At 71.1% G+C, this 25,223-nt stretch carries 31 protein-coding genes and 1 pseudogene; 22 read left to right on the top strand and 10 right to left on the bottom strand.

Translation table 11 applies throughout. The features are described 5' to 3' along the window. Positions 1–863, bottom strand: an 863-nt coding sequence (locus ETD96_RS13480; RefSeq protein ID WP_138636670.1) for a YveK family protein, incomplete at its 3' end; no start/stop codon positions are given. A 103-nt stretch (positions 864–966) separates the two neighbouring features. Continuing rightward, complete coding sequence (locus tag ETD96_RS13475; protein ID WP_171069013.1) at positions 967–1,620, bottom strand: response regulator; 654 nt, start codon at positions 1,618–1,620, stop codon at positions 967–969. Positions 1,621–1,845: 225 nt separating this feature from the next. Between ETD96_RS13475 and galE the strand changes: the two genes are divergently transcribed. The 3 genes from galE to ETD96_RS13460 all read left to right on the top strand — a co-directional run bounded on the left by galE (position 1,846) and on the right by ETD96_RS13460 (position 5,004). Continuing rightward, entirely contained in the window at positions 1,846–2,850 is a 1,005-nt protein-coding gene (gene galE, locus ETD96_RS13470; protein WP_138636668.1) for a UDP-glucose 4-epimerase GalE, read from the top strand. A gap of 210 nt (positions 2,851–3,060) precedes the next feature. Then, positions 3,061–4,149 carry a hypothetical protein gene (locus ETD96_RS13465; protein WP_138636667.1) on the top strand — a complete coding sequence of 363 codons (1,089 nt, stop codon included), beginning with the start codon at positions 3,061–3,063 and terminating at the stop codon, positions 4,147–4,149. Between the two features lie 135 nt (positions 4,150–4,284). Continuing rightward, complete coding sequence (locus ETD96_RS13460; protein ID WP_138636666.1) at positions 4,285–5,004, top strand: hypothetical protein; 720 nt, start codon at positions 4,285–4,287, stop codon at positions 5,002–5,004. 312 nt (positions 5,005–5,316) lie between these two features. Here the strand turns inward: ETD96_RS13460 and ETD96_RS13455 are convergent, their stop codons facing one another. Beyond that, a complete protein-coding gene (locus tag ETD96_RS13455) occupies positions 5,317–7,047 on the bottom strand; it encodes a serine/threonine-protein kinase (protein WP_138636665.1) in 1,731 nt (576 codons plus the stop codon). A gap of 117 nt (positions 7,048–7,164) precedes the next feature. Here ETD96_RS13455 and ETD96_RS13450 point away from each other — a divergent pair, with 117 nt between their 5' ends. Together ETD96_RS13450 and ETD96_RS13445 are read left to right on the top strand one after the other, a co-directional pair. Further along, a complete protein-coding gene (locus ETD96_RS13450) occupies positions 7,165–7,530 on the top strand; it encodes a hypothetical protein (protein WP_138636664.1) in 366 nt (121 codons plus the stop codon). Beyond that, positions 7,530–7,853 (top strand): hypothetical protein, encoded by a 324-nt coding sequence (locus ETD96_RS13445; RefSeq protein ID WP_138636663.1) that lies wholly within the window; start codon positions 7,530–7,532, stop codon positions 7,851–7,853. The genes ETD96_RS13450 and ETD96_RS13445 overlap by 1 nt, the downstream gene beginning before the upstream one ends. A 6-nt stretch (positions 7,854–7,859) precedes the next feature. Here ETD96_RS13445 and ETD96_RS13440 read toward each other — a convergent pair whose 3' ends face one another. Together ETD96_RS13440 and ETD96_RS13435 are read right to left on the bottom strand one after the other, a co-directional pair. Next, positions 7,860–8,237, bottom strand: a complete 378-nt coding sequence (locus ETD96_RS13440; RefSeq protein WP_138636662.1) for a hypothetical protein — start codon at positions 8,235–8,237, stop codon at positions 7,860–7,862. Further along, positions 8,216–8,602, bottom strand: coding sequence for an ATP-binding protein (locus tag ETD96_RS13435; RefSeq protein WP_138636661.1), 387 nt, complete (start codon positions 8,600–8,602; stop codon positions 8,216–8,218). Before ETD96_RS13435 ends, ETD96_RS13440 begins: the two co-directional genes overlap by 22 nt. Positions 8,603–8,815: 213 nt before the next feature. On the opposite strand from ETD96_RS13435, the gene ETD96_RS13430 reads away from it, so the two are divergent. From ETD96_RS13430 to ETD96_RS13415, 4 genes are all read left to right on the top strand, one after another. Beyond that, positions 8,816–9,622 carry a helix-turn-helix domain-containing protein gene (locus tag ETD96_RS13430; RefSeq protein ID WP_138636660.1) on the top strand — a complete coding sequence of 269 codons (807 nt, stop codon included), beginning with the start codon at positions 8,816–8,818 and terminating at the stop codon, positions 9,620–9,622. Beyond that, a complete protein-coding gene (locus tag ETD96_RS13425) occupies positions 9,613–9,804 on the top strand; it encodes a DUF397 domain-containing protein (protein ID WP_138636659.1) in 192 nt (63 codons plus the stop codon). Before ETD96_RS13430 ends, ETD96_RS13425 begins: the two co-directional genes overlap by 10 nt. A gap of 24 nt (positions 9,805–9,828) precedes the next feature. Further along, the gene (locus tag ETD96_RS13420; RefSeq protein ID WP_138636658.1) at positions 9,829–10,020 is read left to right on the top strand and encodes a DUF397 domain-containing protein; all 192 of its coding nucleotides are present in this window, start codon (positions 9,829–9,831) and stop codon (positions 10,018–10,020) included. A 64-nt stretch (positions 10,021–10,084) separates the two neighbouring features. Further along, entirely contained in the window at positions 10,085–10,504 is a 420-nt protein-coding gene (locus ETD96_RS13415) for a ribosomal maturation YjgA family protein (protein ID WP_138636657.1), read from the top strand. 56 nt (positions 10,505–10,560) lie between these two features. Here ETD96_RS13415 and ETD96_RS13410 read toward each other — a convergent pair whose 3' ends face one another. Next, complete coding sequence (locus ETD96_RS13410; RefSeq protein WP_138636656.1) at positions 10,561–11,070, bottom strand: hypothetical protein; 510 nt, start codon at positions 11,068–11,070, stop codon at positions 10,561–10,563. 141 nt (positions 11,071–11,211) lie between these two features. On the opposite strand from ETD96_RS13410, the gene ETD96_RS13405 reads away from it, so the two are divergent. Continuing rightward, on the top strand, positions 11,212–11,466 hold the full coding sequence (locus ETD96_RS13405) for a hypothetical protein (RefSeq protein ID WP_205719242.1): 255 nt from the start codon (positions 11,212–11,214) through the stop codon (positions 11,464–11,466). A gap of 118 nt (positions 11,467–11,584) precedes the next feature. Here ETD96_RS13405 and ETD96_RS13400 read toward each other — a convergent pair whose 3' ends face one another. Beyond that, positions 11,585–12,385, bottom strand: a complete 801-nt coding sequence (locus ETD96_RS13400) for an aminotransferase class IV family protein (protein ID WP_138636655.1) — start codon at positions 12,383–12,385, stop codon at positions 11,585–11,587. Positions 12,386–12,469: 84 nt separating this feature from the next. On the opposite strand from ETD96_RS13400, the gene ETD96_RS13395 reads away from it, so the two are divergent. Further along, on the top strand, positions 12,470–12,820 hold the full coding sequence (locus ETD96_RS13395; protein ID WP_138636654.1) for a MerR family transcriptional regulator: 351 nt from the start codon (positions 12,470–12,472) through the stop codon (positions 12,818–12,820). 1 nt (position 12,821) lies between these two features. Here ETD96_RS13395 and ETD96_RS13390 read toward each other — a convergent pair whose 3' ends face one another. Beyond that, on the bottom strand, positions 12,822–13,418 hold the full coding sequence (locus ETD96_RS13390) for a TetR/AcrR family transcriptional regulator (protein ID WP_138636653.1): 597 nt from the start codon (positions 13,416–13,418) through the stop codon (positions 12,822–12,824). 133 nt (positions 13,419–13,551) lie between these two features. Here ETD96_RS13390 and ETD96_RS13385 point away from each other — a divergent pair, with 133 nt between their 5' ends. From ETD96_RS13385 to ETD96_RS13360, 6 genes and pseudogenes are all read left to right on the top strand, one after another. Then, positions 13,552–15,036 carry a flavin-containing monooxygenase gene (locus tag ETD96_RS13385; RefSeq protein WP_138636652.1) on the top strand — a complete coding sequence of 495 codons (1,485 nt, stop codon included), beginning with the start codon at positions 13,552–13,554 and terminating at the stop codon, positions 15,034–15,036. 14 nt (positions 15,037–15,050) lie between these two features. After that, positions 15,051–15,311, top strand: coding sequence for a hypothetical protein (locus ETD96_RS13380; RefSeq protein ID WP_138636651.1), 261 nt, complete (start codon positions 15,051–15,053; stop codon positions 15,309–15,311). Positions 15,312–15,414: 103 nt separating this feature from the next. Next, a complete protein-coding gene (locus ETD96_RS13375) occupies positions 15,415–15,996 on the top strand; it encodes a dienelactone hydrolase family protein (RefSeq protein ID WP_138636650.1) in 582 nt (193 codons plus the stop codon). 119 nt (positions 15,997–16,115) lie between these two features. After that, positions 16,116–16,781, top strand: a pseudogene (locus tag ETD96_RS48085) (hypothetical protein); the annotation flags it as partial. A 151-nt stretch (positions 16,782–16,932) separates the two neighbouring features. Then, positions 16,933–17,529, top strand: a complete 597-nt coding sequence (locus ETD96_RS13365) for a sensor histidine kinase (protein ID WP_138636649.1) — start codon at positions 16,933–16,935, stop codon at positions 17,527–17,529. Then, positions 17,526–18,089 (top strand): hypothetical protein, encoded by a 564-nt coding sequence (locus ETD96_RS13360; protein ID WP_138636648.1) that lies wholly within the window; start codon positions 17,526–17,528, stop codon positions 18,087–18,089. The genes ETD96_RS13365 and ETD96_RS13360 overlap by 4 nt, the downstream gene beginning before the upstream one ends. Here the strand turns inward: ETD96_RS13360 and ETD96_RS13355 are convergent. Then, entirely contained in the window at positions 18,086–19,018 is a 933-nt protein-coding gene (locus tag ETD96_RS13355) for an NAD-dependent epimerase/dehydratase family protein (protein WP_138636647.1), read from the bottom strand. The genes ETD96_RS13360 and ETD96_RS13355 overlap by 4 nt on opposite strands. A gap of 473 nt (positions 19,019–19,491) precedes the next feature. On the opposite strand from ETD96_RS13355, the gene ETD96_RS13350 reads away from it, so the two are divergent. Next, the gene (locus ETD96_RS13350) at positions 19,492–20,550 is read left to right on the top strand and encodes a prenyltransferase/squalene oxidase repeat-containing protein (RefSeq protein ID WP_138636646.1); all 1,059 of its coding nucleotides are present in this window, start codon (positions 19,492–19,494) and stop codon (positions 20,548–20,550) included. Between the two features lie 14 nt (positions 20,551–20,564). On the opposite strand, the gene ETD96_RS13345 is transcribed toward ETD96_RS13350, so the two are convergent. Beyond that, the gene (locus ETD96_RS13345) at positions 20,565–21,728 is read right to left on the bottom strand and encodes a cytochrome P450 (RefSeq protein ID WP_138636645.1); all 1,164 of its coding nucleotides are present in this window, start codon (positions 21,726–21,728) and stop codon (positions 20,565–20,567) included. Positions 21,729–21,949: 221 nt separating this feature from the next. Here ETD96_RS13345 and ETD96_RS13340 point away from each other — a divergent pair, with 221 nt between their 5' ends. From ETD96_RS13340 to ETD96_RS13325, 4 genes are all read left to right on the top strand, one after another. Further along, positions 21,950–22,561 carry a TetR/AcrR family transcriptional regulator gene (locus tag ETD96_RS13340; protein ID WP_138636644.1) on the top strand — a complete coding sequence of 204 codons (612 nt, stop codon included), beginning with the start codon at positions 21,950–21,952 and terminating at the stop codon, positions 22,559–22,561. Positions 22,562–22,628: 67 nt separating this feature from the next. Continuing rightward, a complete protein-coding gene (locus ETD96_RS13335) occupies positions 22,629–23,258 on the top strand; it encodes a LysE family translocator (protein WP_205719241.1) in 630 nt (209 codons plus the stop codon). 112 nt (positions 23,259–23,370) lie between these two features. Further along, positions 23,371–24,591 (top strand): PucR family transcriptional regulator, encoded by a 1,221-nt coding sequence (locus ETD96_RS13330; protein WP_240807593.1) that lies wholly within the window; start codon positions 23,371–23,373, stop codon positions 24,589–24,591. Positions 24,592–24,623: 32 nt separating this feature from the next. Then, positions 24,624–25,223 (top strand): TetR/AcrR family transcriptional regulator (locus ETD96_RS13325; protein ID WP_138636642.1); only part of this gene is annotated, 600 nt, incomplete at its 3' end.

The following is a 25,223-nucleotide window of genomic DNA, read 5'->3' as shown; positions in this document are numbered from 1 at the left end:
AGCCCGCCCGGCCCCCGGTCGGCCCATCCGAGCAGCGGCACTCCGAGCCGCCGCGCCACCCGCCGCTGCCCCGGGATCGTGGGACGGGCCATCTCCGTCACCACCGCGATCAGGATCCCGCCGATCAGCCCGACCAGGCCGGCGATCGACGCCATCATGACCACCGGGTTCGTGCGCGGCGCCAGCACCGCCGGCTGCACCACCGACGCCGTGCCCGCCGTCGACAGCTGCGTCTGCAGGTCCGAGCGGTTCGCCCGCAGGTCGGTCAGCTCCGCCTGCACCCGCTCCCGCTCGTTCATCGCGTCGATGTCGGGGTTCGGCTGCGCGTTCGCCCGCCGCGACAGCGGCCCGAGCCGCCGCTCCAGCTCCCGGACGCGCTTGTCGATCGTGTCCATCTGGCCCTGGATCGAGCCCTGGTTGGACTCGTTGATCTCCTTGACGACGGCGGCGCCGATCGCGTCCGCGAGCCGCCGCGCGACGTCCGGGTCCCGGTCCTTCACCGACAGCTCGACGATCGTGGACGTGCCGAGCCCGGTCACCTCGATCGCCTTGGCGGTCTTCGCGGTCGACCGGTCCACCCGCCGGCTCCGCAGCACCTCGCTCAGCAGGTTCTCCGTGGTCGCGAACGCCTTCACCTGGCTGACCACGATCGACACGCCCGCGTCGCCGGGCGCCGCGTCGGTGGCGCGGCTGCTCGCCTGCAGCCGCGACTTCGCGACCGACGGCGGCTCCTGCCCGCTCATCACCAGGCCCACCAGCACCAGCGGGACGACCGTCATGACCAGCAGCAGCGCCCAGTAGCTGCGCATGACCCGCGCCGCGACCTCATCGATCTCCACGATCTTCCCCTCCGGCTTCGTCACGGCGAGCGTAGGAAGGGGGCACGGCGGGGCAATCGCGCAAAAGACGACCCCGGACTACGCCTTTTGCACCAGTGGCGACCGGTGGCGCGGAGGCCGGGCGCGGTCAGCCGCCGGGGCGCATGCCGGCGCGCATCGCCAGCGTGATCGCCTCCAGCGCCGAGTGCAGCCCGAGCTTGGCCAGCAGGTTCTGCGTGTGCGTCCGGACGGTGTTGGCCGACAGCCCGAGCCGCTCGGCGATCTCGCCGCGGCCGAGCCCGTCCACCATGCACTGCAGGACCTCGCGCTCGCGCGGCGTCAGCTCCGCCAGCGGCTCCCCGCCCGGCTCCCCGCCGTCCCGGACGAGCACGCGCAGCAGGTCGCCGAGCAGGTCCGGCGGGATCCATCCGCCGCGCCGCGCCGCCGACCGGATCACCCGCGCGACCAGCTCGGCGCTCTCGGTCTTCTCCAGCCATCCCACCGCGCCGAGCCGGACGGCCCGCACCATCGCGTCCAGGTCGCTCACCGCGGTCAGCACCACGACCCGCACGTCCGGGTGGTCCGCGCGGAGCCGGTCCAGCACGTCCAGCCCGCTCTCGTGGCCGAGCATCAGGTCGAGGACGAGCACCCGGGGGCGCTCGGTGGCGGTCAGCGCGAGCGCGCGCCGCACGTCGTCGGCGATCGGCAGGATCACCAGGTCGGGTTCGCGCCCCAGCCGGGCCGCGAGGGCCTCGGCGAACAGCGCGTGATCGTCCACGATGAGGACGCGGATCGGTTCCATCCACCGACGATGACCGCTGCGCGCGCCCGGCGGATCCTGCAAACGCTGTACTCGCGGCGGGCGGGACCGCCGCCGGAGGGACCGCGCGCGGACGCCACGTCCGGCCGCCCGGTTCACCCGCGTCCGGACCCGGTCACCTTGCGTGCGGGACATTGACCGTCCGCGACCGCCTGCGGATCCTGTGCGTGACATTTCAGGGGACGCACTGGCCGCAGGGGACGCCACATGAAAGTGCTGATCACTGGGGGAGCCGGGTTCATCGGCAGCACGATCGCCTCCGCCTTCGCCGAGCGCGGCATCACGCCCGTCGTGCTCGACAGCCTCGTCACCGGCCGCTCGGAGTTCACCGCCGGGAAGATCTTCTACCAGGGGGACATCGGCGACGGGGACCTGGTCGACCGGATCTTCCGCGACCACCCCGACATCATCGCGACCGTCCACTGCGCCGCGCTGATCGTGGTGCCCGACTCGATGGCCGACCCGCTGCGCTACTACCGGGTCAACCTGTCCAAGACCCTCGACCTCGCCGGCCATCTCGTGCGCAACGGCCGGGACCGGATGATCTTCGCGTCCACCGCCGGGATGTACCGTCCCGAGCCCGACCTGTCGGTCACCGAGACCTCGGTCCTCGACCCGCAGAACCCCTACACCCGCTCGAAGATGATGGCGGAGCTCCTCCTGCAGGACTTCTGCAGGGCCTACGACTTCCGCGTCATCTCGCTGCGCTACCTCAACCCGATCGGCGCCGACCCGCGGCTGCGCACCGGCCTGCAGAACAGCAAGCCGACGCACGCCCTCGGCAAGATGATCGAGTGCTACGCGCAGGGCGTCCCGTTCAAGATCACCGGGGTGGACTGGGAGACCCGGGACGGCACCGCGATCCGCGACTACATCCACGTCTGGGACATCGCCCGCGCCTTCTGCGAGGCCGCGACCCGGTTCGACGCGATCGTCCCGCCGGTCGGGGACCACTCCCGCTACGAGGTGATCAACCTCGGGACGGGCGACGGCACCACCGTCCGCGAGCTGGTCGCCGCCTTCCGCGAGGTCGTCGGCGACGGCTTCGCCGCCGAGGACGCCCCGGCCCGCCCCGGCGACGTCGTCGGCGCCTACGTCGACCCGGCCAAGGCGTGGGACGTCCTCTCCTGGAAGCCCGACTACACCGTCGAGGACGCCATCCGGCACTCGCTCCAGTGGGCCGAGCGGCGCCGCGAACTCGACGTGGCCTGATCCGCGGCCCCGCTCGCCGGGCCCTCCTCCTTCCGCCGGAGGGCCCGGCCGGCGGGCCGGCGCCCATGGCGGCGTCCGCCGGTATGTCCCGGTGGACGCCGCCATGGCTGCTTAAAGACGGCGATAGTCACTTTATGTATTCATTTGCCTACACATCGTTATGATGCTGCTGTTCTGTGCGGGTGAATCAGGTGTGCGGGCTGAGGAATCATGGAGCAGGCATGGCGGAGCGGGCATGTCCGGATCGTCACGGTGTCCGCGGTGGTCCTGGCCGCCGCGGCGATGGCGATCGTCCTCGGGTCGCGCACGGCCCCCGGTAGCGCCTGCGGCTGCGCCGCCGACCCGTCCTGCTCCTGGATGACGGACGGCCCCGGGCCGCCGCGGGTCCCGTTCTTCGGCAGACGGCCCGCGCCGCACGGCCGGCACGCCGGCGATCGCGACCACGTCCCCCGGCACGCCTTTTCCATACCCTTGGACGGGGACGGCTTCGTTTTCAAGGTGAGCCTTTACCGTGGCCTTGGCGGCGGCGTGGCGAGTTCATTCACCCGGGACGGTATTGCTTTCACTTTCGAAGGCGGCGCCGGGGTGGGAGGCTCCTTTTCCGTGGGCTCGGCAGTGGGCCGGCCCGACGCCGGTCTCGCTTTCGAGGCGCGGGCCTCCATGAGCGGGAGACTGCACGTCCTCAGGCCGCCCGACTTCGGCCTGACGCTTTCCCGGAATGGCGTGATGCGGGGCTATATGGACGCCAAGACGGGCAATTTCCGTACCCGGTTCAGATCCAGGCCGATATCGCTGACCGGGGGACGCGTCGAGGCGCATGCCGCGGCGCCGGTGACCCGGAGGTCCTGGAGTCTCGGCACCGAGTTCAAGGTCGCCGCCGGCTACACCGTGACGGTCCCCTGGGGCGGTCTCCTCAGCCTGTGGACGGGGGTGTTCGGCACCGTCCCGGGCCGGGCCCCGCCCGCGCAGCCGCCAGAGCTCCTCGGCTACCTGGGAGTGCCGAACCGCGCCGCGGTCAGGCCCTCCCGGGGCGTTGACCTGCGGAAGGTCAGGGCGCAGGCGATGCTCGCCGGACAGGGGGCAGGCCACGGCCGCGCGGTATCGGCAGGAGATCGGAGAACCCGCATCAGGTGCCTGCGGGCATCGGCGACGCCACCGCGGACAGGCCCGCGCAAGGGTCCTTCTTCCGTCGCGCCGGAGGGCCGGGACCCCGCCGGATGCCGGCGCGCGGCCTCACACGGCCCGGACATCGAACCCGGTGACCTGGAAATCCGGCATTACTGTCGATCTGCAAACTGACGGCAAGTCGGTTTTGCGGGTGGCGGGTCTCCGAGAATTATCGACCCCCCGTATTCAGTTCCGCGTAATCGTCTTGTTATGATCAACAAGCGTTCGCGGTACGCGAACCAGGTTCACAAAAAAGGGGGAAATGGAATGAAACGCATAGCTCGTGCGGCGGCAGTCGTCGCACTGGCCGTCGGGGGCAGCCTCCTGGCCGTTCCCGCGGCCTCGGCGGAAGCCGGGCCGCCGCAGGAGGTCCACATCTACATCAAGCCTCGCTACATCGTGGAGAACGGTCCCGGCGACCTGAACTACGCCGAGATCGAGAAGTCGCCCCACGCGTCGCCGAAGCTCGGGAACAAGCCCGTCAAGACCGGCGACATCAAGCCGCACGTCCACGGCAAGAAGACCGGCCCCGTCGTCATCGAGGTCGAGGGCGCGGAGCAGGACTCCGTGAAGGTGGACGGCAAGGGCGGCGAGAAGGCCGAGGCGCAGGACGCCGCCGCCCAGCCGGAGGCCGCCCAGCCGGAGGCCGCGGAGCAGGCTGAGGAGGCCGCGCCGCAGCAGGGCGAGGCCGCGCCGCAGGAGGAGGCCGCGCCCCAGGAGGGCGCCGCCGCCCAGCCGGAGGCCGCCCAGCCGCAGGACCAGGGCGAGGCGCAGGAGCAGGCCGCGCCCGAGCAGCTGAGCGCTGCCCCGGAGGCCCCGGAGGCCGCCCCGCAGCAGGACCAGGCGGCCCCGCAGGACCAGGCCGCTCCGCAGGACCAGGGCCAGATGGCTCCGCAGGACCAGGCCGCCCCGCAGGACCAGGCGGCCCCGCAGGACCAGGGACAGATGGCCCCGCAGGACCAGGCCGCTCCGCAGATCCAGCCGTAACCCGGTTCACGAGGCCGTCCTAAGGCCGCAGGAGCCGCCCGATCGGCCCATCTCGCCGACACGGCGGCGACGAACACCAGAGCCAAGGTCATGCCCCGCTGATCGCCATCAGCGGGGCATGGCTTTTCGCCGCGACAGGGCCCCGCACCGGTCGGCCCGGACCCGCGAGAACCGTCCCCGATGACGTGGCCTAATCTGATCGCGGCGCGCAGCCCGTCATGGGCGGCACGTCCGAATATCAGCCCGTCCGGCCTTCCACCCTTCCGCCGGAAGCCCGGACGGGCTGTACCCGAACCCTGGTGTCTGCCGGCCTCACTTCGTGGAGCGGACGCTCCGGAGGATCTTCTCGACCACGTCCTGCTCGGCGAACCGGATGTCCGGCCCGGTGAGGACGGAGAACGCGAACGGCCCGCCGTCGCGTCCCGGAACCCGCGAGGCGGCCGTCAGGACATGGACGCGCGCCCCGGGCCTGGTCGCGTTGCACGAGTCGGCGCCCGCCACCGACCGGACCGTGAACGAGTGGACCTGCGCCCGGACGCCGCCGGTCAGGGTCAGGGTGCGGGACGTCCCCGCGTCCAGCACGGGAGGGACGCCCCCCACACTGAACGCGCCCACGGCCCACTGCCGCGCCTGCCTGCCCGCCTCCGCGGCCAGCGCGCCGGCCTGCCCCGGCGCGGCGTCGACGATCCCGCCGCTGCCGCCGCGGACGCCGGCGAGGGCGAGGTAGCAGCCGTTGCCGTCCCCGGTCTCCTGCTTGATGTAGGCGACGCTCGCCGCCCCGATGATCGGTTTCTCGGTCGCGTCGTCGAAGTAGGCCATCTCGTAGCCGGCGGCGCCCGGCGTCCAGGTGGGAGGCACGTCGTAGGCCACCCCGCGCTCGGCGGAGGTGATCACGTGCCAGCCGTCGACGGTCGGCACGGCGGCGCCCCGGTCGGCCACGGCAGGGGGCGATGAGGGCTTCCCGTCTCCTCCCGCTTCCGCGCCGTTCACCGAGAGGGCGAACGCGACGCCCGCCGCCGCGACCAGCACGGCGGCCCCGGCGGCGACCGCGATCTTCAGGCCGCGCCCACCGCGCCGTCCACCGCGGGCGTCGACCCGAGTCGCCCCGCCGGCCGGCCGGGCCGGAACCTGCCATGCCGTCGGCGTGTGCTGCGGTGCTGGGAGCCGTTGAGACGACGCCTCCGGCTCCCCGCCGCGCAGTCTCCGGGCCACGGTCGCGGCGTCGGCCGGACGGTCCGCCGCGTCCTTGGCGAGCAGTTCGGCGACCAGGGCGCGCACGTCTGCGGGCACCGAATCGGGCAGGGGTGCGGGCGCCGTGTTGAGGTGCTGGTACATCAGCCTGGCCATGCCGCCCTCGGCGCTGAACGGCGGTGTGCCGGTCAGGAGCTCGTACAGGACGCAGCCCAGCGAGTACAGGTCGGCGCGATGGCCGGCCTCACCGCCGAACTGCTCGGGCGCCATGTAATGGGGCGTCCCGATCGTGCTGCCGTCCATGGTCAGCCGCGTGCCGTCGACCAGCCGGGCGATGCCGAAGTCGCAGATCTTGACCCGGCCGTCGGGCAGCACGAAGAGGTTGGCGGGCTTGACGTCGCGGTGCACCACCCCGCGCGCGTGCGCGGCGGCGAGCCCGTCGGCGACCTGCGCGGCCAGCGACACCGCCTGCGGGACGGGCAGCCCGCCGGGCGCGACGCCGAGGACGGTGCGCAGGTCCCGGCCGTCCAGGAGCTCCATCACCAGGTAGACCAGGCGGCCGCCGGGGACGTCCGGGAGCGGTTCCTCGCCGACGTCGAACACGACGGTGATGGCCGGATGCTGCAGCGCTCCCGCGGCCTCCGCCTCGCGGCGCAGCCGCGCTACCGCCGTGTCGCCCGTCGCCGCGTCCGGGGAGAGGACCTTCACGGCCACCGGGCGGCGCAGGCGCCGGTCGGTCCCCTGCCAGACCTCGCCCATGCCGCCCCGGCCGATGAGCCTCTCCAGCAGGTACCGGCCGCCCAGCTCCATGCCGCTCTGCGCGATGGCGTTCCACATGAGGAAGATCAGCATAGTGCCGCATTCCGGGCGGCCCACAGCGACGGCACGGACGTCCGAACCCCGCCCGACTCATGATCGTCATAGGGGGTTCGAGCACGTTCCGGAACCGGGCGGGAACAGGAGGCGATCATGGAAGCGGCAGTCCTCGGGGCATTGGGGCTTGTCTGGATATTCGTCCACGTCGTATTGGCAGTCGCCGGCCTGGTGGTGGCGCTGAAGCTGCGCCGCACCGCCCCGCGCACCGGGGCCCTGCTGGCGTCCGGCTTCGGCTGCAAGATCGCGGCGGCGGCCCTCTCCGTCTGCGCCCCGATGGCCGGCTGGCTGACCCTCGACACGGACGACACGTCCACGGCCGTTGCCGTGACCGGCGCAGTCGACATCCTCAGCAACGTCGCGGGAGTCGCCGGCCTCGCTCTGATCTTCGCCGGCCTCCTCGGCCGGCTCCGCCGCCTCCGCCCGGCACCCCGCGCCACCGACCTGACGGGAGCACACTGATGGAAGGCATCTTCCTCCTGGCCGACACACTCGTGGGCGTCGCCTGCGGCATCGCGATCCTCGCAGGCGGAATCGTGCTGCTGACCGCTCGCCGGGGCGAGGGCAGGATGCCCGGCGCCGCGTACATCGTCCTCGCCGCCGGAACCCTCACCGGCTCCCTGACGACCCTATTCCTGAACGTCCTGCAAGGGACTGGGACATCCTTCGCGGGTGCCTTCAGCATTCACATGGCCGTCCAGTTGCTGTGCGAAGCAGTCGGCTGGGGCCTCCTGCTCCTCGCCACGATCCGCCTACGCAAGATGACATCGCCGCCCACGCCCTGACGGCGGTCACCAGGTGGACGGGAACATGCGGTGCTTGAGCAGGCCGTCGACCTGATCGGCGGCGCGCTCGGTGTCACCGCAGGGCGAGAGGTACCCGCGCCCGCCGCGTCCGGCCTCGTAGTAGGCCCAACCGCCCCCGCGCACGGCCTGGACGCCCACCGCCACGCGCACGTGATCGTCCAACCCGAACGCGAAGACCCACAGCAGCGGCGGACGGCCGGGGAACTCGTCGGCCTGGTAGAGCTTGACGAACCGGTAGCTCCTGGCCTGGAGGGCGACGGCGAGCAGGTCGAGGTCGCGGATGGCGGTGGAGCGTCCCAGACGGGTCCGCCACCGCAGCAGGTGGCGGCCCGCCGGGGTGTTCAGCGGGCGCAGCGGGCCCATACGACCTTGCCCTCCTCGTTGAGCGGCCGGACGCCCCAGTCGTGGACGAGTTCGGCCATCAGCAGCAGGCCGCGCCCGCCTTCGGCGTAGTGGTCCTCGCCCTGGACGACCGGGAGGGACCGGCTCTGGTCCCAGACCTCGATGACGGTGAGCGGCTCGCGCACGTCCGCGAAGACGCGGACGACGATGTGCCCCGTCCCGACGTGCCTGTAGCTGTTGGTAACCAACTCGGTAACCACGAGCCGCCCGACGAAGTCGTCGGCGTGCCCGAGTTCGCGGAACCGGTCGATGAGGTAGCGCCGCGCTTTCGCGGGCGCCTCGTCGCACGGCTCCAGAATGAGCGGCGGTGTCTCTGGCACAAGCATGACCGCTGGCACCGGTAATCCCCTCCAGCCTGGACGAAGGCCGATCGCGAACGGGCCAATCCCTCAAACCGGAAGAACCCGCCACTATCACCCTGAGTAATCGAACAACCACCATCCAGTCATGTGGCGCCGTAAAATTCAGGAGAGTCGTTCAGTGCCCACATTCGAGTAGCAGCTATTAGCTCGCTACTAGCATCTGTGAGGAGAGCAGCCATGTCCGCATCCGGTGGCGCCCGGCCGAAGATCGACTCCGAGCTGGCGGGCTTCGGGATGGTGGTCAAGCGGGCTCGCGAGGCTGCCGGCCTGAAGCAGGGCCAACTGGCGGACCTCGTCAGCGTCGCGCGGTCCTACATCAGCCATGTCGAGTGCGGCCGGACGAAGTGCCGCCGAGACTTCGCCGAACGCGTCGACGAGGTCCTCAACGCCGGAGGCGAGATCGTCCAGGCCTGGGACGACCTTCTGGAGCAGATCAAGCAGGTCAGGTACCCGTCCCACTTCGTGGCGTTCCCGAAGGCCGAGGCGTCAGCTGACCAGTTGCGGGTGTATGAGAACTATCTGGTCTATGGGCTGTTTCAGACTGAGGCGTATGCTCGTGTCCTACTGGTCAGCGAGGACGCGGTAGCTACCCGGATGAAGCGTCAGGCGCTTTTGGCTAGAACGCCCCGCCCCATGATCAGCGTGGTGATGGAGGAGAGCGTCTTGTCCCGTCAGGTCGGTTCCAAGGAGGTCATGCGCGAGCAACTCGAGTACCTGATCGAGCTGTCTCTTCGGGAAGGCATCTTCCTGCAGATCGCCAGGACACGCTATTACCGAGGCGTGCGAGCCTCATTCACCATCGCGACCCAGGGCGACAGAAGTGAGATCGCCTACATCGTCAAAGCTACAGGAGGTGAAACGACGCGTGATCCGTCAGAACTTGCGAAGATCAGCGAAGTGATGCACACGTTGAATGCGCAGTCACTTAACACCGAGGACTCGCGGGCACTGATCAGGAAGGTGATTGAAGAAAGATGGACCTGAGTGGAGCAACCTGGCGCAAGGCCTCCCGCAGTCACGATGACGGAGACCAATGCATTGAACTGGCATCCGCCTCGGGCGTTGTAGTTGTCCGAGACAGCAAGGACCCGAGTGGCCCCAAAATCTTCGTGAGCAGCGCTGATTTCCGGCTCCTGGCCGAGGCGATCAAGGGCTTGAACTTCTAGCGGTCTCTCTACTGGGGAGAACCTATGAGGACGTCTTCGACCGGCACGGTGTGGCGCAAGGCTTCTCGCAGCAACGAGTCTGGAGATGCTTGTATCGAGGTGGCGGCCAACGGGGACATGGTTGCAATCCGCGACAGCAGAGACACTGCCGGCCCCAAGATCGTGGTAAGTCGTGGCGACTTTCGGGGCCTTGCTGAGGCTCTCAAGAAATCTTGAGTGCATCAGGGCAGTTCTACCTGAGGCGCGTTGATGTGCTCTGCGTCGGCGTTATGATTGCGCGATGTCGCTGACAGCGCGCTGGACTCGGCTGCTGATGGTTGTGTCGGCGGTCGGCCTTGCAGGCGCGGCCTACCTGATCCGCGCCCTGATGGACGGGCCCATCGAGCAGTACTCCGGTGCCGCCTTCTCCGCCGCCATCGTCTATACGATAGTGATCTTCGTCAGGCCGTCGATCCTCCCGCTGACCGCCGGTGGCGTCGTGGTCGCATACTGCTGGTTCATCGAGTTCTCGCAGCTCACCCCAATACCCGGGGCTGTGTCCGAACGCAGTTGGTTCGCACGCCAGTTGCTGGGAGCCCAGTTCGACCTCACCGATGTCATCTGGTATCCGGTCGGCGCTATCCTCCTGGTCGTCGCGCATTGGCTCGTCCGAGCCCGCACACGTTCCCAAAAAGACCCGGCGCCCGCTCTCGCATCATGATCTGGGAACGGCCATGGCGTGCTTGTAGTCGCGATTTGGTGACTCCTGCGGCCTCGCTAATGCTTATTAGGGTCTTCAGGTGGGGCGGCGCTTAGTGTGATCCGGCCTTCTGGGGTTCCGTAGTACCAGGTTCGCCCAGCCGGAGCGGGTGGGAGAGTACCGGCGGCCAGATCGACCAGCGCCGCTGCCAGCTCGACTAGCGGCGCTGCGTCGATGTGCTCTGCACCGCGCAGAAAACTGGCCGCGCTCTCCTCCAACTCGGGCCAGGTCGAGACCTCGGCTCTGTCTATGCCGCCGCGGGCCTCGATCCGGCGAGCTGCCTCCACCACGCAGTGCAGGAACATCTGTCGGCGGTCCTCGCCGAAGTCGTCCAGCAGGACTGCGAAACTGCTGCCCACCACCGCGTGCGTACGGAGATCCTGCTCCAGCTCCGGCCACCATGCCGGCCGTTCGTCCGCCGGTGCCTCCGCCCCGACGCGCGCCGCTTCAATGAAGAGAACCCCGACGGCCACGTCATAAGCCCAGAACATCGCGTCACCGGAGATCACCGGAACTGTCTTGCTCAACGGCACTCCTCCGACAGCCGATCGCCTCAGCGCCAATCATGGCCTATCGACCCAGTGGCCCAGTTGTAGGTTGTTGTGGGCCCTGACTGTCGGTCGGGTAATCAGGTGCCCTCAATGTTTCGGCTGGGTACAGTCGGGCGGGTGCCCGAGATGCAGCGGCTGCACGCTGACCATGCCTCGGCGGTCCTGGCCTTCGAGGTGGAGAACCGCGCCTACTTCGCCGCCTCGATCTCCGACCGTGGTGACGAGTACTTCGATCGGTTCGCTGAGCAACACAGGGCACTGCTGGCCGAGCGGGAGGCCGGGAGCGGTGCCTTCCATGTGCTCGTCGAGGGTGCTGGCCAACGCCGGGTTCGTCGCGGTGGGCCCGGCAGACCCGGCCGACCTCGGCGGTAAGCCGGGCACCTGGTATCAGCGCGATCTGGCACTCCAGCCGTAGCTCACCGGCTGTTCAGCGAATCGATTACCGGTGGTACCACCAGGCCGAGGTAGACGACGGCGGCGCCCAGCAGTTTCAGGGCTTCGTGAATGGTTCCGCGTCGTATGCCCGGTGGAGTAGTTCCAGGAAGCGCGGTGCTTCCGGTATGGGAAGGGCGTCGATCCGGTGGACGGCCACGCCTGGCGTCCATGAGTTCATGACGACGGCGCCGGCGAGGGCGGGCAGGTCGGCGAGGGTGATTTCCTGCGTGCGCTGAGGGACGTCCAATCGGGTCAGTTGGCGGCGGACGATTCCCATCGTCGTTCCGGTCAGCATCTCGGCGTCGGGCCATACGACCGAGTCTCCGTCCCAGAAGGCCAGGTTCCAGATCGTCGCCTCGCTGAACCGGCCCCGGCGGTCGATGAACGCGGCGTCGTCGAAGCCGTCCCGGACGGCCCTGCGCATGTAGTACGTCTTGGCCACCTCGCCGACGTGCTTCACGGCGGGCACGGGCCGTTCGTACTCGACCGTTGTCAGTGCGAGCGGTCCTGCCGGGCCGGACGCGGGCGGGCCGGTTCGGACCAGGACGTCGAGTTCCGTCGTGTCGTCCGCGGTGAATTCGCCGGGCGCCGAGTAGACGGTGGCGGTCAGCGAGACGTCTGCGGGGCTCGCTGCCAGTGCCGTCCGCAGAAGGGAACGGATCCGGTCGTCGGGCAATGCGCGGCCGTACAGTTCCGCCGAGGCGGACCGCAGCCGTTCCAAGTGGAGGTCGAGGCCGCGGACCTCGCCGCCGCGTACCTGCATGGCGGTGAAGTGGGCGTGACCCGCGAAGGCCAGCGGCGCCAGATCATCGGCGGTGGCCGCGAGGCCATTGCGCTGGACGGTGTAAAAGGCCATGAGTGCCTCCATCAGGCGGAATGAGCTTTCGCGGGACGACGTTAGGGCTTCACATCGGTGAGAAGGTCAACCTGGGACGGTGACATGCTGATCGGGGAGTTGGCCCGGCGTACCGGTGTCAGTGCGCGGCTGCTGCGCTACTACGAGGAGCAGGGCCTCCTCGACGCCGCGCGCGGCGCGAACGGGTACCGGCACTACGGCGAGGACTCCGTGACCACCGTGCGGAAGATCCGCGTCCTGCTGGACGCGGGCCTGTCCACCGACATCATCCGGCAGGTGCTCCCCTGCACCCGGGGCGACGGGCCGGAGTTCGACTGGTGCGCGGACATCCGCGACCTCCTCGACCGGGAGCTCGCCGCCCTGGACGGACGCATCGACGGCCTCCAGCGCAATCGCCGGGCCCTCGCGTCCTTCCTCCCCGACGACGGCCGCTAGATCAGGTCGGGTGGGCGAGCAGCAGGCGGATCATGTTCGTCAGGGCGTGCGGGGAGAGGGCCGGGTCGACCGCGCGGCGCAGGCCGAGGCCGATGCCGAGGCTGAGGAGGGCGTCGGCCAGTTCGTCGGCGGGCAGGGGGAGCGGGCGATCGCGCCGCCCGGCCTCCTCTTCCAGCAGGAGGCGGAGGGCCCCGGCCCAGCTGCGGCCGCCGGCCGCGACCTCGGCGCGCAGCTCCGGGTCGCGGCGGGTGGCGTGGATGGCGAACTCGGCCTCCAGCAGCGTCCAGCCGGGGTCGCCGATCGTGCGTTCGGCCCACGCCTCGAAGACGGCGAGGCGGTCCTCGTCGGAGCCCTCGCCGAGGAAGGCGTCCGTGATGGCCTGCACCTGCTCGGCCCTGATGGCGTCGATGACCGTCCGGCACAGCTCGTCCTTGGTGCCGAAGTTGGAGTAGACGGCGCCCTTGGAAAAGGACGCGGCCTCGGCGACCTTCTCCAGCGTGGTCGCGTGATACCCGTCACGCAGGAACAGCCGCCGGGCCGTGGCGATCAGCAGTTCGCGGGTGCGCGCCTGGCTCTCCGCCCTGGTCAGTCGTGCCATTCCGCCATCGTAGGGGCGTGAGCGCTCGGATACCGACGGTATCTGCGCGGCGACGGCGGTTCTGCACGAGTGTATTGACACCTCGTCCAACTTCTAAATACCGTCGGTATCTCGGCTGGGGAGGTGGCGCCGGATGGAGCCCGACCACGAGGTGGTCATCGTCGGCGCCGGTTTCTCCGGGCTGTGCGTCGGCATCCGGCTGCGGCAGAAGGGCGTGCGCGACTTCGTCATCCTGGACGCGGCGGACAGCGTCGGCGGCGTGTGGCGGCACAACACCTATCCGGGTGTCGCCGTCGACATTCCGTCCACCACGTACTGCTATTCGTTCGAGCCGAACCCGTCCTGGACGCGGGCGTTCGCGCCCGGCGCGGAAGTGCGCGCCTATGCCGAGCACTGCGCCGACAAGTACCGGCTGCGGCCGCATCTGCGACTCGGTACCAAGGTCGAGCGGGCGGTCTTCGACGAGGACGCCGACGTGTGGCGCGTCCACACCGATCGCGGCGAGATCGTCGCGCGGTTCCTGATCGGCGCCGTCGGGCCGCTCGACCAGCCCAAGAACCCGGACATCCCCGGCATCGAGACGTTCGCCGGGAAGATCGTCCACACCGCCCGCTGGGACCACGGCCACGACCTGCGCGGGAAGCGGGTCGCGGTGATCGGCACCGGTGCGTCCGGGCTCCAGGTCATCCCCGAGATCGCGCCCGTCGCCGCGCATCTGGACGTCTACCAGCGCACGCCGATCTGGGTGTTCCCGAAGATCGACTTCACGGTCCCGCGCGGGGTGCGCGCGCTGTTCCGGGCGGTGCCGCCGGTCCAGTCGCTCGCCCGGCTGGTCACCACGGTCGGGTCCGAAGTGATCATGGTGCTGGGCATCGTGCACTACGGCAAGGTGCCGTTCCTGGTGCGCGGCACCGAGCTGATCTGCCGCGCGCACCTGCGCCGCCAGGTGCCCGACCGCCGGCTCCGGCGCGCCCTGACGCCACGCTACGGCTTCGGGTGCAAGCGGCCCTCGTTCTCCAACCGCTACTTCCCCACGTTCATGCGCGACGACGTCGAGCTGGTCACCGACCCGATCGAGCGCGTCACCGAGCACGGGATCGTGACACGGGACGGACGCGAGCGGCCGATCGACACCCTGGTCCTGGCCACGGGCTTCAAGACCCTGCAGATCGGTGCGATGCCCGCGTTCCCGGTCGTCGGCCTGGGCGGCACCGAGCTGGGCGCCCACTGGGACGAGCACCGCTACCAGACCTACGAGGGCGTCGCCTCGCCCCTCGCCCCCAACTTCTGGCTCATGAACGGCCCGTACACGGTGACCGGCGCGTCCTGGTTCTCGATCATCGAGGCGGGCAGCACCCACATCGTGCGCTGCGTCGCGGAGGCGCGCCGGCGCCGGGCGGCCCGCATGGTGGTCAGGCGCCGCCCGCACGACGAATTCACCGCCCGGATGCGGGACCGCATGAAGGGCACCATCCTCGCCCAGCCGAGCTGCGCGCGGGCCAATTCCTATTACTTCGACCGGCACGGCGACGCACCTTACGTCCGTCCGCAGTCCGGGTTCCACGTGCTGCGCCGCAGCCGGACGTTCGACCTCGACGACTACGAATTCACCGGTTGAAAGGAAATCCCCTCATGGCCCTTCTCCGCGCCGCCGGCATCGTCCTCGCCGCCACCGGAGCCGCGCATTTCGCCGCGCCCAAGGCGTTCGAGCCGATCTCCCGGCTGCCGTTCCCCCAGGACACCCAGGCGTGGATCAAGCGGAACGGCGCCACCGAACTCGCCCTGGGCGTGGCCCTGGCCGTCGACAAGACGCGCAAGGCCGGCCTCGTCGGCACCGCCGTCTACGCCGCCTGGCTGGGGGCGCGCACGGTGTCCAAGAGCCGTTCCGCCTGACCGGAGCCCGGTTCGGCTTGGACGGCGGCCGCCGTTCGAGCCGAACCGAGGAAAGGCCGCTCCGCCGTAGTGACGACGCGCCGTCAATGGCATGATGCGGCGGATGGCCGAGGTTTTGTTGTTCCATCACGCGCACGGGCTGACGGACGGTGTCGAGGCGTTCGCCGACGTTCTCCGGCAGGCCGGGCACACCGTCCACGTCCCCGACCTCTACGAGGGACGGGTCTTCGAGGGCCTCGCGGACGGCATGGCGTACGCGCAGGACGCCGGGTTCTTCGACACGTTCGCCGACCGCGCGAACGCCATCGCCGACGGCCTTCCCGGTGAACTCGTCCACGCGGGCTTCTCGCTCGGCGTCCTGCCGGCGCAACTGCTGGCGCAGACGCGTCCGGGGGCCAAGGGCGCGCTGCTGTTCCATTCGTGCGTGCCGGTCTCCGAGTTCGGCGGCTCGTGGCCGGCGGGCGTCCCGGTGCAGGTCCACGCGATGGAGGCCGACGAGATCTTCGTCGAGGACGGCGACCTGGACGCCGCCCGCGCGCTCGTGGAGGCGGCCGACGACGCCGAACTCTTCCTCTATCCCGGTACGGAGCACATTTTCGCCGACAACGGCCTCCCGTCCTATGACGCGCCTTCCGCCGCCCTGCTCACCGAACGCGTCCTGGCCTTCCTCGACCGAGTCGAATAGCCGCCTAAGCCGTCGCCCCCCGGATGTCCGGATTTCGAGACATTGCCGCTGCACGATCATGGTCCGCTGCATACTGCCCAGGTGCTGAGTGATCTCTACGCGGCGGGCGGTCCGCCGGCATGACGAGCCTGCGGATGCGGACGGTGGCCGCGTTCGCCGCCGTCGCGCTGCTGGCCTCGGCCCTGGCGTCCGGCGTCGGGTACGCGCTGATGCGCGACGCGATGCTCGAACGCACCGAGAACGCCGTGACGACGCAGGTCCGGCAGACCGTCGCGCAGCTGGTGCCGATGCGGATACCGGTGGGCGCGGACCGGGCGCTGGCGACGAACCTCCAGTCGGCGCTGCGCAGCGCCGACGGTCGCCAGCGCGCCTGCGTGGTGTCGCCCCCGCTGAACCGGCCGGCGTCCTCGCCCCCGCACGGCTGCCTGCACGTGCCGGTGCCGGCGTCGTTCGCCTCGCGCGCCGAACGGGCCATGGTCGTCCGGCGCGTGCGGCACGCGGGAGCGCTGTACCTCCTGGTCGGGACGTCGGTGGCCGAATACCGCAAGTCCGACGCGGGGCGCGCCGCACCGCCGCTCGTCCTGGTCAGCGTCAGCCTGGACCGGGAGGCCGCCGACCTGCGGTCGTTCACCCGGGCGATGGTCACGGCGGACGCCGCCGCGCTGCTGTTCGGGCTGGGCCTCGCGCTGGCGGCCGCGCACGGGCTGCTGCGCCCGCTGCGACGCCTCGGCGCGGGGGCGCGGGCGCTCGCCGCGGGCGAACTGGCGACGCGGGTACAGGTCCGGGGGCGGGACGAGCTGGCCGATCTGGCCCGCACGTTCAACCACGCGGCGGTCGCCCTGGAGACCACGGTGACCGAGCTTCGCGCCGTCGAAGCGGCGGCGCGCCGGTTCGTGGCGGACGTCTCGCACGAACTGCGCACCCCCCCTCACCACGATGACCGCGCTCACCGACGTGCTGGAGACCGACCCGGACCCGACGGCGGCGCGGCTGGTGGTGGCCGAGACGCGGCGGCTCGGCACGCTGGTGGAGCACCTGATCGAGATCAGCCGGTTCGACGCGGGCGCCGCCGCGCTCGCACCGGACGACGTGGTCGTGGCCGACGCCGTCGCGGCCACCCTCGATGCGCGCGGCTGGTCCGGCCGGGTCGAGGTCGCGGTCCCCGGCGACCTGGTCGTGCGGGTGGACCCGCGCCGGTTCGACGTCATCGTGGCCAACCTCGTCGGCAACGCCTTCCGGCACGGGCGGCCGCCGGTGCGCCTGGAGGCCGGCCGAGCGCGGCGCGACGGCGTGGCCGGGTTCCGGATGTCGGTCGCGGACGCGGGGCCGGGCATCCCCGGCGAGCTGCTGCCGCTGATCTTCGACCGGTTCGTCAAGGCCGAAGCGGCTCGCTCGCGGAGCGAGGGCAGCGGGCTGGGCCTCGCGATCGCTCAGGAGAACGCACTGCTCCACGGCGGGACGCTGGAGGCGTCCGCCGGACCTGATGGGGGCGCGGTGTTCACCCTCTGGCTGCCCATGGAAGGAAGGCCATGAGCGGAAGGACCGCGCTCACGCTGCTCAACCTCACGCTCCTCGCGGCGCTGGCCATGCTGTGCGGCTGCGGCGTCCAGCCGACCGGCACCACGAGGGTCGGACCGCTCCCCACCGCGCAGGGCCCGGTCGTCAACAACACCATCTACGTCATCGGGGACGGGAAGCTCGTGCCGGTGGCCCGGCCCGGCTTGCCGGGAGCGCCGCTGATGCCGCTCTGGCAGCTCGGCCACGGCGTCACCGACGGCGAACGCAAGGCGGGACTCAGCAGCACACTGCCCGGTATCGGGATGGTCGCGGACCTGTCCGACCCGGCCCTGCGCGGGACCGATGCGCGCGGGGTCCGGCCGGACACCGGCGGAACAGGCGGGTCCGGCACCGTCACGGTGGCGCTGCAGACGACGATCCGGCCCCGGGATTGGCCACGCCTATGGCAGGCGCAGATCGCCTGCACCGCCCAGGCGATCCCCGGCATCGAACAGGCGGAGCTGAACATCTTCGACGGCCGCCCGGGCCGCGTCGTCCGGTGCGCCGATTTCCGCGACCTGCGTCCGGAGTCCTAGGCGAGTTCCTCTTTGAAGCCCTGGCGCCAGGACGGGTAGCGCAGTTCCCAGCCGAGTTCCCGCTTGGCCTTGGCGTTGGAGAAGCCGCGGCCCTCGGTCATCACCATGACCGCCACGTCGCCCGCGAGCGGACGGGCCAGCCAGGCGGGGACGCGCATCGGCCGCTTCGCCCCCGCGCACTCGGCGAGGTGGGGGAGCCATTCGGCGGCCGGGGCCGGTTCGTCGTCCACGATGGCGAACACGCCGCGGGCCTGCTGCTCGACGGCGAGCACGGTCGCGCTCGCCGCGTCGTCCAGATGCAGCCAGGAGCAGTGCCCGCGCCCGCCGCCGACGACCGGGAACTGCCGCTTGCGGACCGGCTCGACCAGGTCGTCCATGGCCCCCGGCCCGTAGAACCAGCCGTAGCGCAGGACGGCGCCGCCGACCTTGCCGACCGCCTCCTCGACGTGGCGGATCGCCGCCATGCCCGGCTCCGCGGGCGTCCCGGTCATCGGGTCCAGCGGGTCGTCCTCGGTCTTCACCCAGCCGCCTTCGTGGACGCCGTTCCAGGCGCCGTAGCTCTGCGCGACGACATGGGAGACGCCGGCCGCCTCGGCGGCGGCCAGCAGGTTGTCGGTGCCCACGGTGCGGAGCCGGTTCGTCCCGGCGAACCACCGGTCCATGTGCTTCATGTCGGCCTTGCCGGCGTGCGCCACGGAGATCGCGGTCATCTGGTGGACGATCACGTCCGGCCGCGCGCCGGCCACCGCCGCGTTGACGGATCCGGCGTCGAGGCCGTCCATCACGACGCCCTCGGCCCCCATCTCCGCCAGCAGGTCCAGCTTGGCGGCGCTCGTCGCCGTGGCCGTCACCTGGTGGCCGCGTTCCAGCAGCCGCGGCACCAGCCGCCGGCCCAGGACCCCCGTTCCACCTGCCACGAACACGCGCATGACCATCACTCTCCTCATCGGGTTCCGGTTCCACGAAGAGTGACGAGATGCCCGGTCCGTTTGTGACAGAACCTCTCCGGACGCCCGGCGCCCCAGGTCAGTGGCCCTCGTGCACGAAGCCGGGCGGTCGCCCTTGGGGCTGGTGTCGCCGCGTCCTTCGGCATCGCGCGCGGAGGTCGGAGAAACGGGCTTCCTCGACGGCAATTCGCCATCGTCGGCTGCGTGAGAGGCCCGCCCGCTGACCTGATCAGGTCCGATTCTGGCCAAAGAAATGAGTATTTGGTCGGCATATTTCGCTTTTGTGGTTTGTCTCTCCCGCGTGTCTTCGCAACCGGATTCCAGCAGGCCCGGCGGCACTTTCCGGACGCGCGAACGCGCCCATCCGCCCGAAGTCCCGATTAATCGAACGCGTGCCCTGCGCCCCGCTAGCCTTGTGGCTTTCCGCCGCAGGAACGGACAGGTTCTGGAGACCCATGGACGAGGTGGCGTCGGCGATAAGGCGCGGACTGCTCTGGCTCGAACGCGATCAAGAACAGGACGGGCACTGGTCGGACGCCGAGGGCCTTTCCCGCCTCTCGGCCACCGCCCACGGGGTGCGCGCGTTCGCGGCCTGCGGTTTCGAGGGCGACCACACCGCGGTCCGGCGCGCCATGGCCTGGCTCATGCGGCCGGAACTCGCGGCGGGCAGCAGCCATTACTTCTGGCGGCTCGGCCCCCTTTCGGAGCTCTACCGTTCCGGGGTCCCCGAAGCCCTGATCGAGCACGATCTCCGGGCCGTCCGGACGGCGATCGACGACGGCGTGCGGCTGGACCGCCGCCTCAACTACCCCGCGTTCCTGCTGGACTGCCTGGCCAACCTCGGCCAGGGCACGGACGGCGACGAGCGGTACGTCGACCAGGTCCGCGACCTGCTGGCCATGGGGGACGTCGACGTCACCCCGGCGGTGTGGGCGTTCGCCGCGCTGGAGCGGGCCGGCGCCGCCGACCCGGCGATGCTGGACCGCGAGAAGGTCGCCCGGTCCCTCCGCGAGAACAACGGCTGCCACCACCTCAACGGCTCGGTGGCCGAGACGAGCTACTTCGTCCTGAACTGCTCGCGGTCGGACGTGCTCAGCAGCGACCCGGAGCTGCGGCCGGTCGTGCACGGCGCGGTGCGCTGGCTGATGTCCCGGCAGATCACCCGCACCGGGAGCTGGCCCACCGAGCAGCCCCTTTACAACGGCGCTCAGCAGGCCCAGGCGTACTACACGGCCCTGGCTTGCCGGGCGCTCGCGGCCTACCTGCAGCGCTACCGGCCGCGGTCGCTGGCGCAGATCTCCCTGCCGGACTGGAGCTTCCGGCGCCGCGTCACCGCGATCGCCAAGTACGCGTCCGCGACGATCCTGGTCTGCCTGACGGTGACCGCCGCCGGCCTGTTCCTCCCGTCCGGCGGTGCGGGGCGGCTCCTCACCGCCTCCGGCCTCCTCGGCACGGCGCTCAGCTCGATCGTCTTCTCCTGGGAGGTCCGCGACCGCTTCGCCCGCCGCCGCTGACCCGCCCGCCGGGGTCAGCGCGGGGTGAGGGTGATGGGGAATTCGGTGACGCCGCGGACGAAGGCGTTCCGGAGGATCCGGGGGCCCTCGTCGTCGGCCCATTCGGCGGTGGCGACGCGGGCGACGAACTCCTCGAAGAAGATCTGCAGTTCGAGCCGGGCCAGGGACGCGCCGAGGCAGAAATGGGGGCCGAGGCCGAAGGCGATGTGGTCGCCGGGGCGGCGCGCCACGTCGAAGACGTCCGGGTCGTCGAAGACGGCCTCGTCGCGGTTCGCGGAGCCGTACATGAGCAGGATCTGCTCGCCCGCCGGGATCGTCACTCCGGCGATCTCGGCGTCGGTCGCGGCGACCCGGCACATGTTGAGGATCGGGGTCGTCCAGCGGACGAACTCCTCGACGGCGTTCGGGATGAGGGACGGGTCGTCCCGCAGCCGCCGCCACTGGTCCGGGTGCCGGATCAGCGCGTCCAGCGCGGTCGCGATGACGGTGCGGGTCGTCTCGGCGCCGCCGACCAGCAGGAGCAGCGCCTCGTGGGCGAGGTGCTCGTCGTCGTAGGCGGGCTGGTCGGGGCCCGCGTTCGACCAGATGGACAGCAGGTCGTCGGTGGGGCGGGCGCGGCGGTCCTTGGCCATGTCGAGGACGGCGAGGGCGTACTCCCCGGCGGCGATCGTCGCGTCGTCGGTGATGTAGCGCTGCCCGCCGCCCGCGTAGACGGCCGTCGCCGACCAGTGGACGAGCTGCGGCCACGCGTCCTCGGGGAAGCCGAGGAGCCAGCCGATGACGCGGGCGGGCAGGGGAGCGGCCAGTGCCGGGACGGCGTCCACGGTGCCCGCGTCCAGCGCCGCGGTGATGCAGTCGACGGCGGTGGCGCGGATCCGCTCCTCGTAGCGGGCGACGCCGCGCGGCGTGAAGCGCTGGTAGACCATGCGGCGGCGGTGCGCGTGCTCCGGGTCGTCCTGCCCGATCATGGACGGGTCGGACGGCAGTTGCGGGCGGTACCCGCCGGAGTTCGTCCAGACGCGGGGGTTGCGCTCGACGGCGAACACGTCGGCGTGCCGGGACACGCCCCAGAGGCCGTTCTCCGCGTCGTGGTAGACCGGGGACTCGGCGCGCAGGCGCGCGTAGACGGACCAGGGGTCGGTGGCGTACATCTCGCCGTCGAGAAGGTCGATGTCCATGGCTCACTCCTCGGAAAACGCTGCGGACAGGGGGCTCGTGGGGAGTGCGGCATGCGCCCGGCAGCCGGAAAGACGCGAGTCGAGACTAACGTCTCACCCAAGCAAGTGCTAGGTCTATGGTGACCCGGCGGACGCGGGCGGTAAAGGGAACGAAGGACCTTGGTGCACGCGTTCAGGACCAATGTGCGGAACAATGGGGGCGGCCACAGCGAGGAGGCGTTTTGAGCGGCGACGTTCGGTTCACCGTGACGCGGACGCTGAGCAAGGACCAGCAGGCACGGCGCGAGCGGCTGATCGACTCGGCGAGGGAGCTGGCGCTCGAGGGCGGCTACCCCGCCGTCACCATGCACGACGTGGCGGACCGGGCCGGGGTCGCCCGCGCCACCGTCTACCGCTATTTCGCCACCAAGGACCACCTGCTCACCGAGGTCGCCGCGGCCTGGGCGCACCATGTCACCGACGACATCGACGCGCTCGCGGTCGGCGACACCCAGCTGGAGCGGCTCACCGCGCTGCTGGAGCGCATCGTCTACGTCGCGGCGCAGGAGCCGACCCTCACGTCCGCCATCATCCAGGCGGTGACCTCGGACGACTCCAGCGTCGACGACGCCCGCACCATCCTGTTCCAGTACCTGCGCGACCGGCTGTCGGCGGCGATCGGCGACCCGGTGCCCGAGCGGGAGGACGTCGAGCTCGTCCTCGGGCACATCCTGCTCGCCGGGCTGATCAGCCTCGCGTCGCTGCGGCAGCCCGTCGAGGACGTCGCCACCATGGTCCGGACGGCCGGGCGCCTGGTGCTGGCCGGCGCGCTCTCCGCCGCCGCGCCCAGCTGATTGGTCCACATTCTCGCGGGCTGATTGGCCCTGGAAGCAGGACCACCACGGCTCCTAACGTGCTGCCGTGACGAATCTGCCGCTGTTCATGCTGGCCGCGCTGGCGCTGGTCGCCGTCCCCGGCCCGAACCACCTCTACATCACCGCGCGCAGCATCGGCGAGGGCCGCCGCGCCGGGGTCGCGTCCGCGCTCGGCGTCGAGACCGGCACGCTCGTCCACATCGCCGCCGCCGCGGCCGGGCTGTCCGCCGTCGTCGCCGCCTCCGCGACCGCGTTCGGGTTCCTGCGCTACGCGGGCGCCGCCTACCTGCTCTACCTCGCCTACCGGACGTTCCGCGGCGGCGACGACCCGGCCGAGACGCGGCTCCGGCCGCGCCCGATCGGCCGCGTCTACCTGGACGGCGCGCTGGTGAACGTCCTGAACCCGAAGGTCGTGCTGTTCTTCCTGGCGTTCCTGCCCCAGTTCGTCGACCGGGACGCGGGCGCCGTGCCGCTGCAGATCGCCGTGATGGGGCTGGTCCTCGTGCTGATCGGCCTCGTCGCCGACCTCGGGTACGCGGTCGCCGCCGGGTCGATCGGCGGCTGGCTGCGGACCCGTCCCGCGTTCCGGCGGCGGCAGCGGTACGCGACCGGCCTGATCTACCTCGGGCTCGGCGCCGGCGCGGTCTTCGCCGGGCCGGCCGCCCGCCGCGCCTGAGCAGTCAGGCCCGGTTGTCAATCCGCTGACAAGCGCGGCCCCGCAATGCGTAGCCGGTCGTGCAGCCACTCCGGCCCGCCGTCGGTAGCTTCCGAGTCGGGAGGTGCGAACGGTGACCACGACGCTTGAGGACCGCTCCCCGCTGAAGCCCTGGGCCGGCGTGCCGAGCGAGCTGTCCACCGTCTTCCGGCCCCATCTGGAGGCGCTCGCCGAGGAGATGATCGAGGAGATCCTCGCCGGGATCCCCGAGTACTCCCGCCCGCAGGACGAGGAGTACGCGCGGCTGGTCCGGCTCGCCGTCGAGGGCGCGCTCCGCCAGTTCGTCGACCTGATCATGGACCCGGACAGTTCCTGGGAGCCGGTCGCCGCCGTTTACCGGGAGATCGGCTGGGCCGAGGCCCGGGAGGGCCGCAGCCTGGACATCCTGCAGACCTCGCTGCGGCTCGGCGCCCGCGTCGCCTGGCGGCGGCTCGCCGCCGAGTCCGAGCGGTACAACATCTCCCGCCGCACCCTCGCCAGCATCGCCGAGGCGATCTTCGCGTTCCTGGACGAGATCGCCCGCGCCGCGACCGAGGGCTACACCAAGGCCCGCGCGCAGGAGGCCGGCGAACTGGAGCACCGCCGCCGCCGGCTGCTGGACCTGCTGCTCGCCGAGCCGCCCGCCGCCGCGCGGGCCGTCGCCGACCTCGCCCGGCTCGCGCAGTGGCGCGTCCCCCGCACCGTCGCCGCGGTCGTCCTGTACGAGCGGGGCCGGCAGCCGTTCTCGCACCCGTCGCTGCCGCCGGACGTGCTCGCCGACGTCGACCGCCGCGAGCCGTGCCTGCTCGTCCCCGACCCGGAGGGCCCCGGCCGGGGCCGGATGCTGGAGGCGGCGCTGCGCGACTGGGTCGCCGCGCTCGGGCCCACCGTCCGCACCGAGGACGCGGCGAAGTCGCTGCGCTGGGCGCGGGACGCGCTGCCGCTCGCGCGCCGCGGCATCCTGCCGTCCGACCGGCTGATCCGCTGCGCCGACCACATGCCGGCGCTGGTGGTGTTCAAGGACGAGGAACTGGTGCGGGCGGTCGCCGGCCTACGGCTCGCGCCGCTGCGCGAGGTCCGGCCCCGGCACCGGGAGCGGCTCATGCGGACGCTGCTGTCCTGCCTGCAGAACGGGTTCAACGCCACCGAGGTCGCGCACCGCCTGCACGTCCACCCGCAGACCGTCCGGTACCGGCTGCACCAACTGGAGGAGCTTTTCGGCGAGAGACTGTACGACCCGGAGGCGCGGCTGGAGATGGAGATGGTGCTCACCGTGTGGCTCAGCGAGCCGCCCGGCGATCAATCAAACGATTGACCGGGGCCGGGGGCAGCACCTAGCTTGAGGCTATGGCCAGTAGCGAATCGGGTCGAGAACGGATCCTGGAAGCCGCCACCCGGCTGTTCGCGGCGCTCGGCTACGACGGGACGTCCACCCGCATGATCGCCGAGGCGGCCGGGCTCAACGTCGCCACCGTCGCCTACCACGTCGGCGGCAAGCGCGATCTGTACCTCGCCGTGATGGAACGTGCCCACGAGGTCGAACGGACGGCCCTGGAAGGGGCGCTGAGCCGGATCACCCCGGACGCCGAGGGCCTGCTCTCCCTCGTCGACGCCTACGTCGAGTTCTGCATGCAGCGGCCGGAGATCCCCGCGCTGTGGATGCACCGCTGGCTGTCGGACGCCAGCGACGTCGTCCACCTCGAGGAGCAGTACGTCCGGCCGCTGATGCAGATGGTCACCGAGGCCGCCCGCAAGGTCGTCCCCGACGACGTCGACGTCGACTACGTCGTGTGGACGGTCGTCTGGTGCACCCACGGGTTCGGCAACGGCGGCGTCCTGGACACCGACGGCCACCGGCACGGCGTCGACGACCCGCAGGCCGTCGCCCGGTTCCGCCGCCACATGCGCCGCACCGTCGCCCTGGCGATCGGGGCCCCGGACCAGGCC

The organism is Actinomadura geliboluensis (assembly GCF_005889745.1).
Taxonomy (GTDB): domain Bacteria; phylum Actinomycetota; class Actinomycetes; order Streptosporangiales; family Streptosporangiaceae; genus Spirillospora; species Spirillospora geliboluensis.
This window is presented reverse-complemented; position numbering and strand designations above follow the sequence as displayed.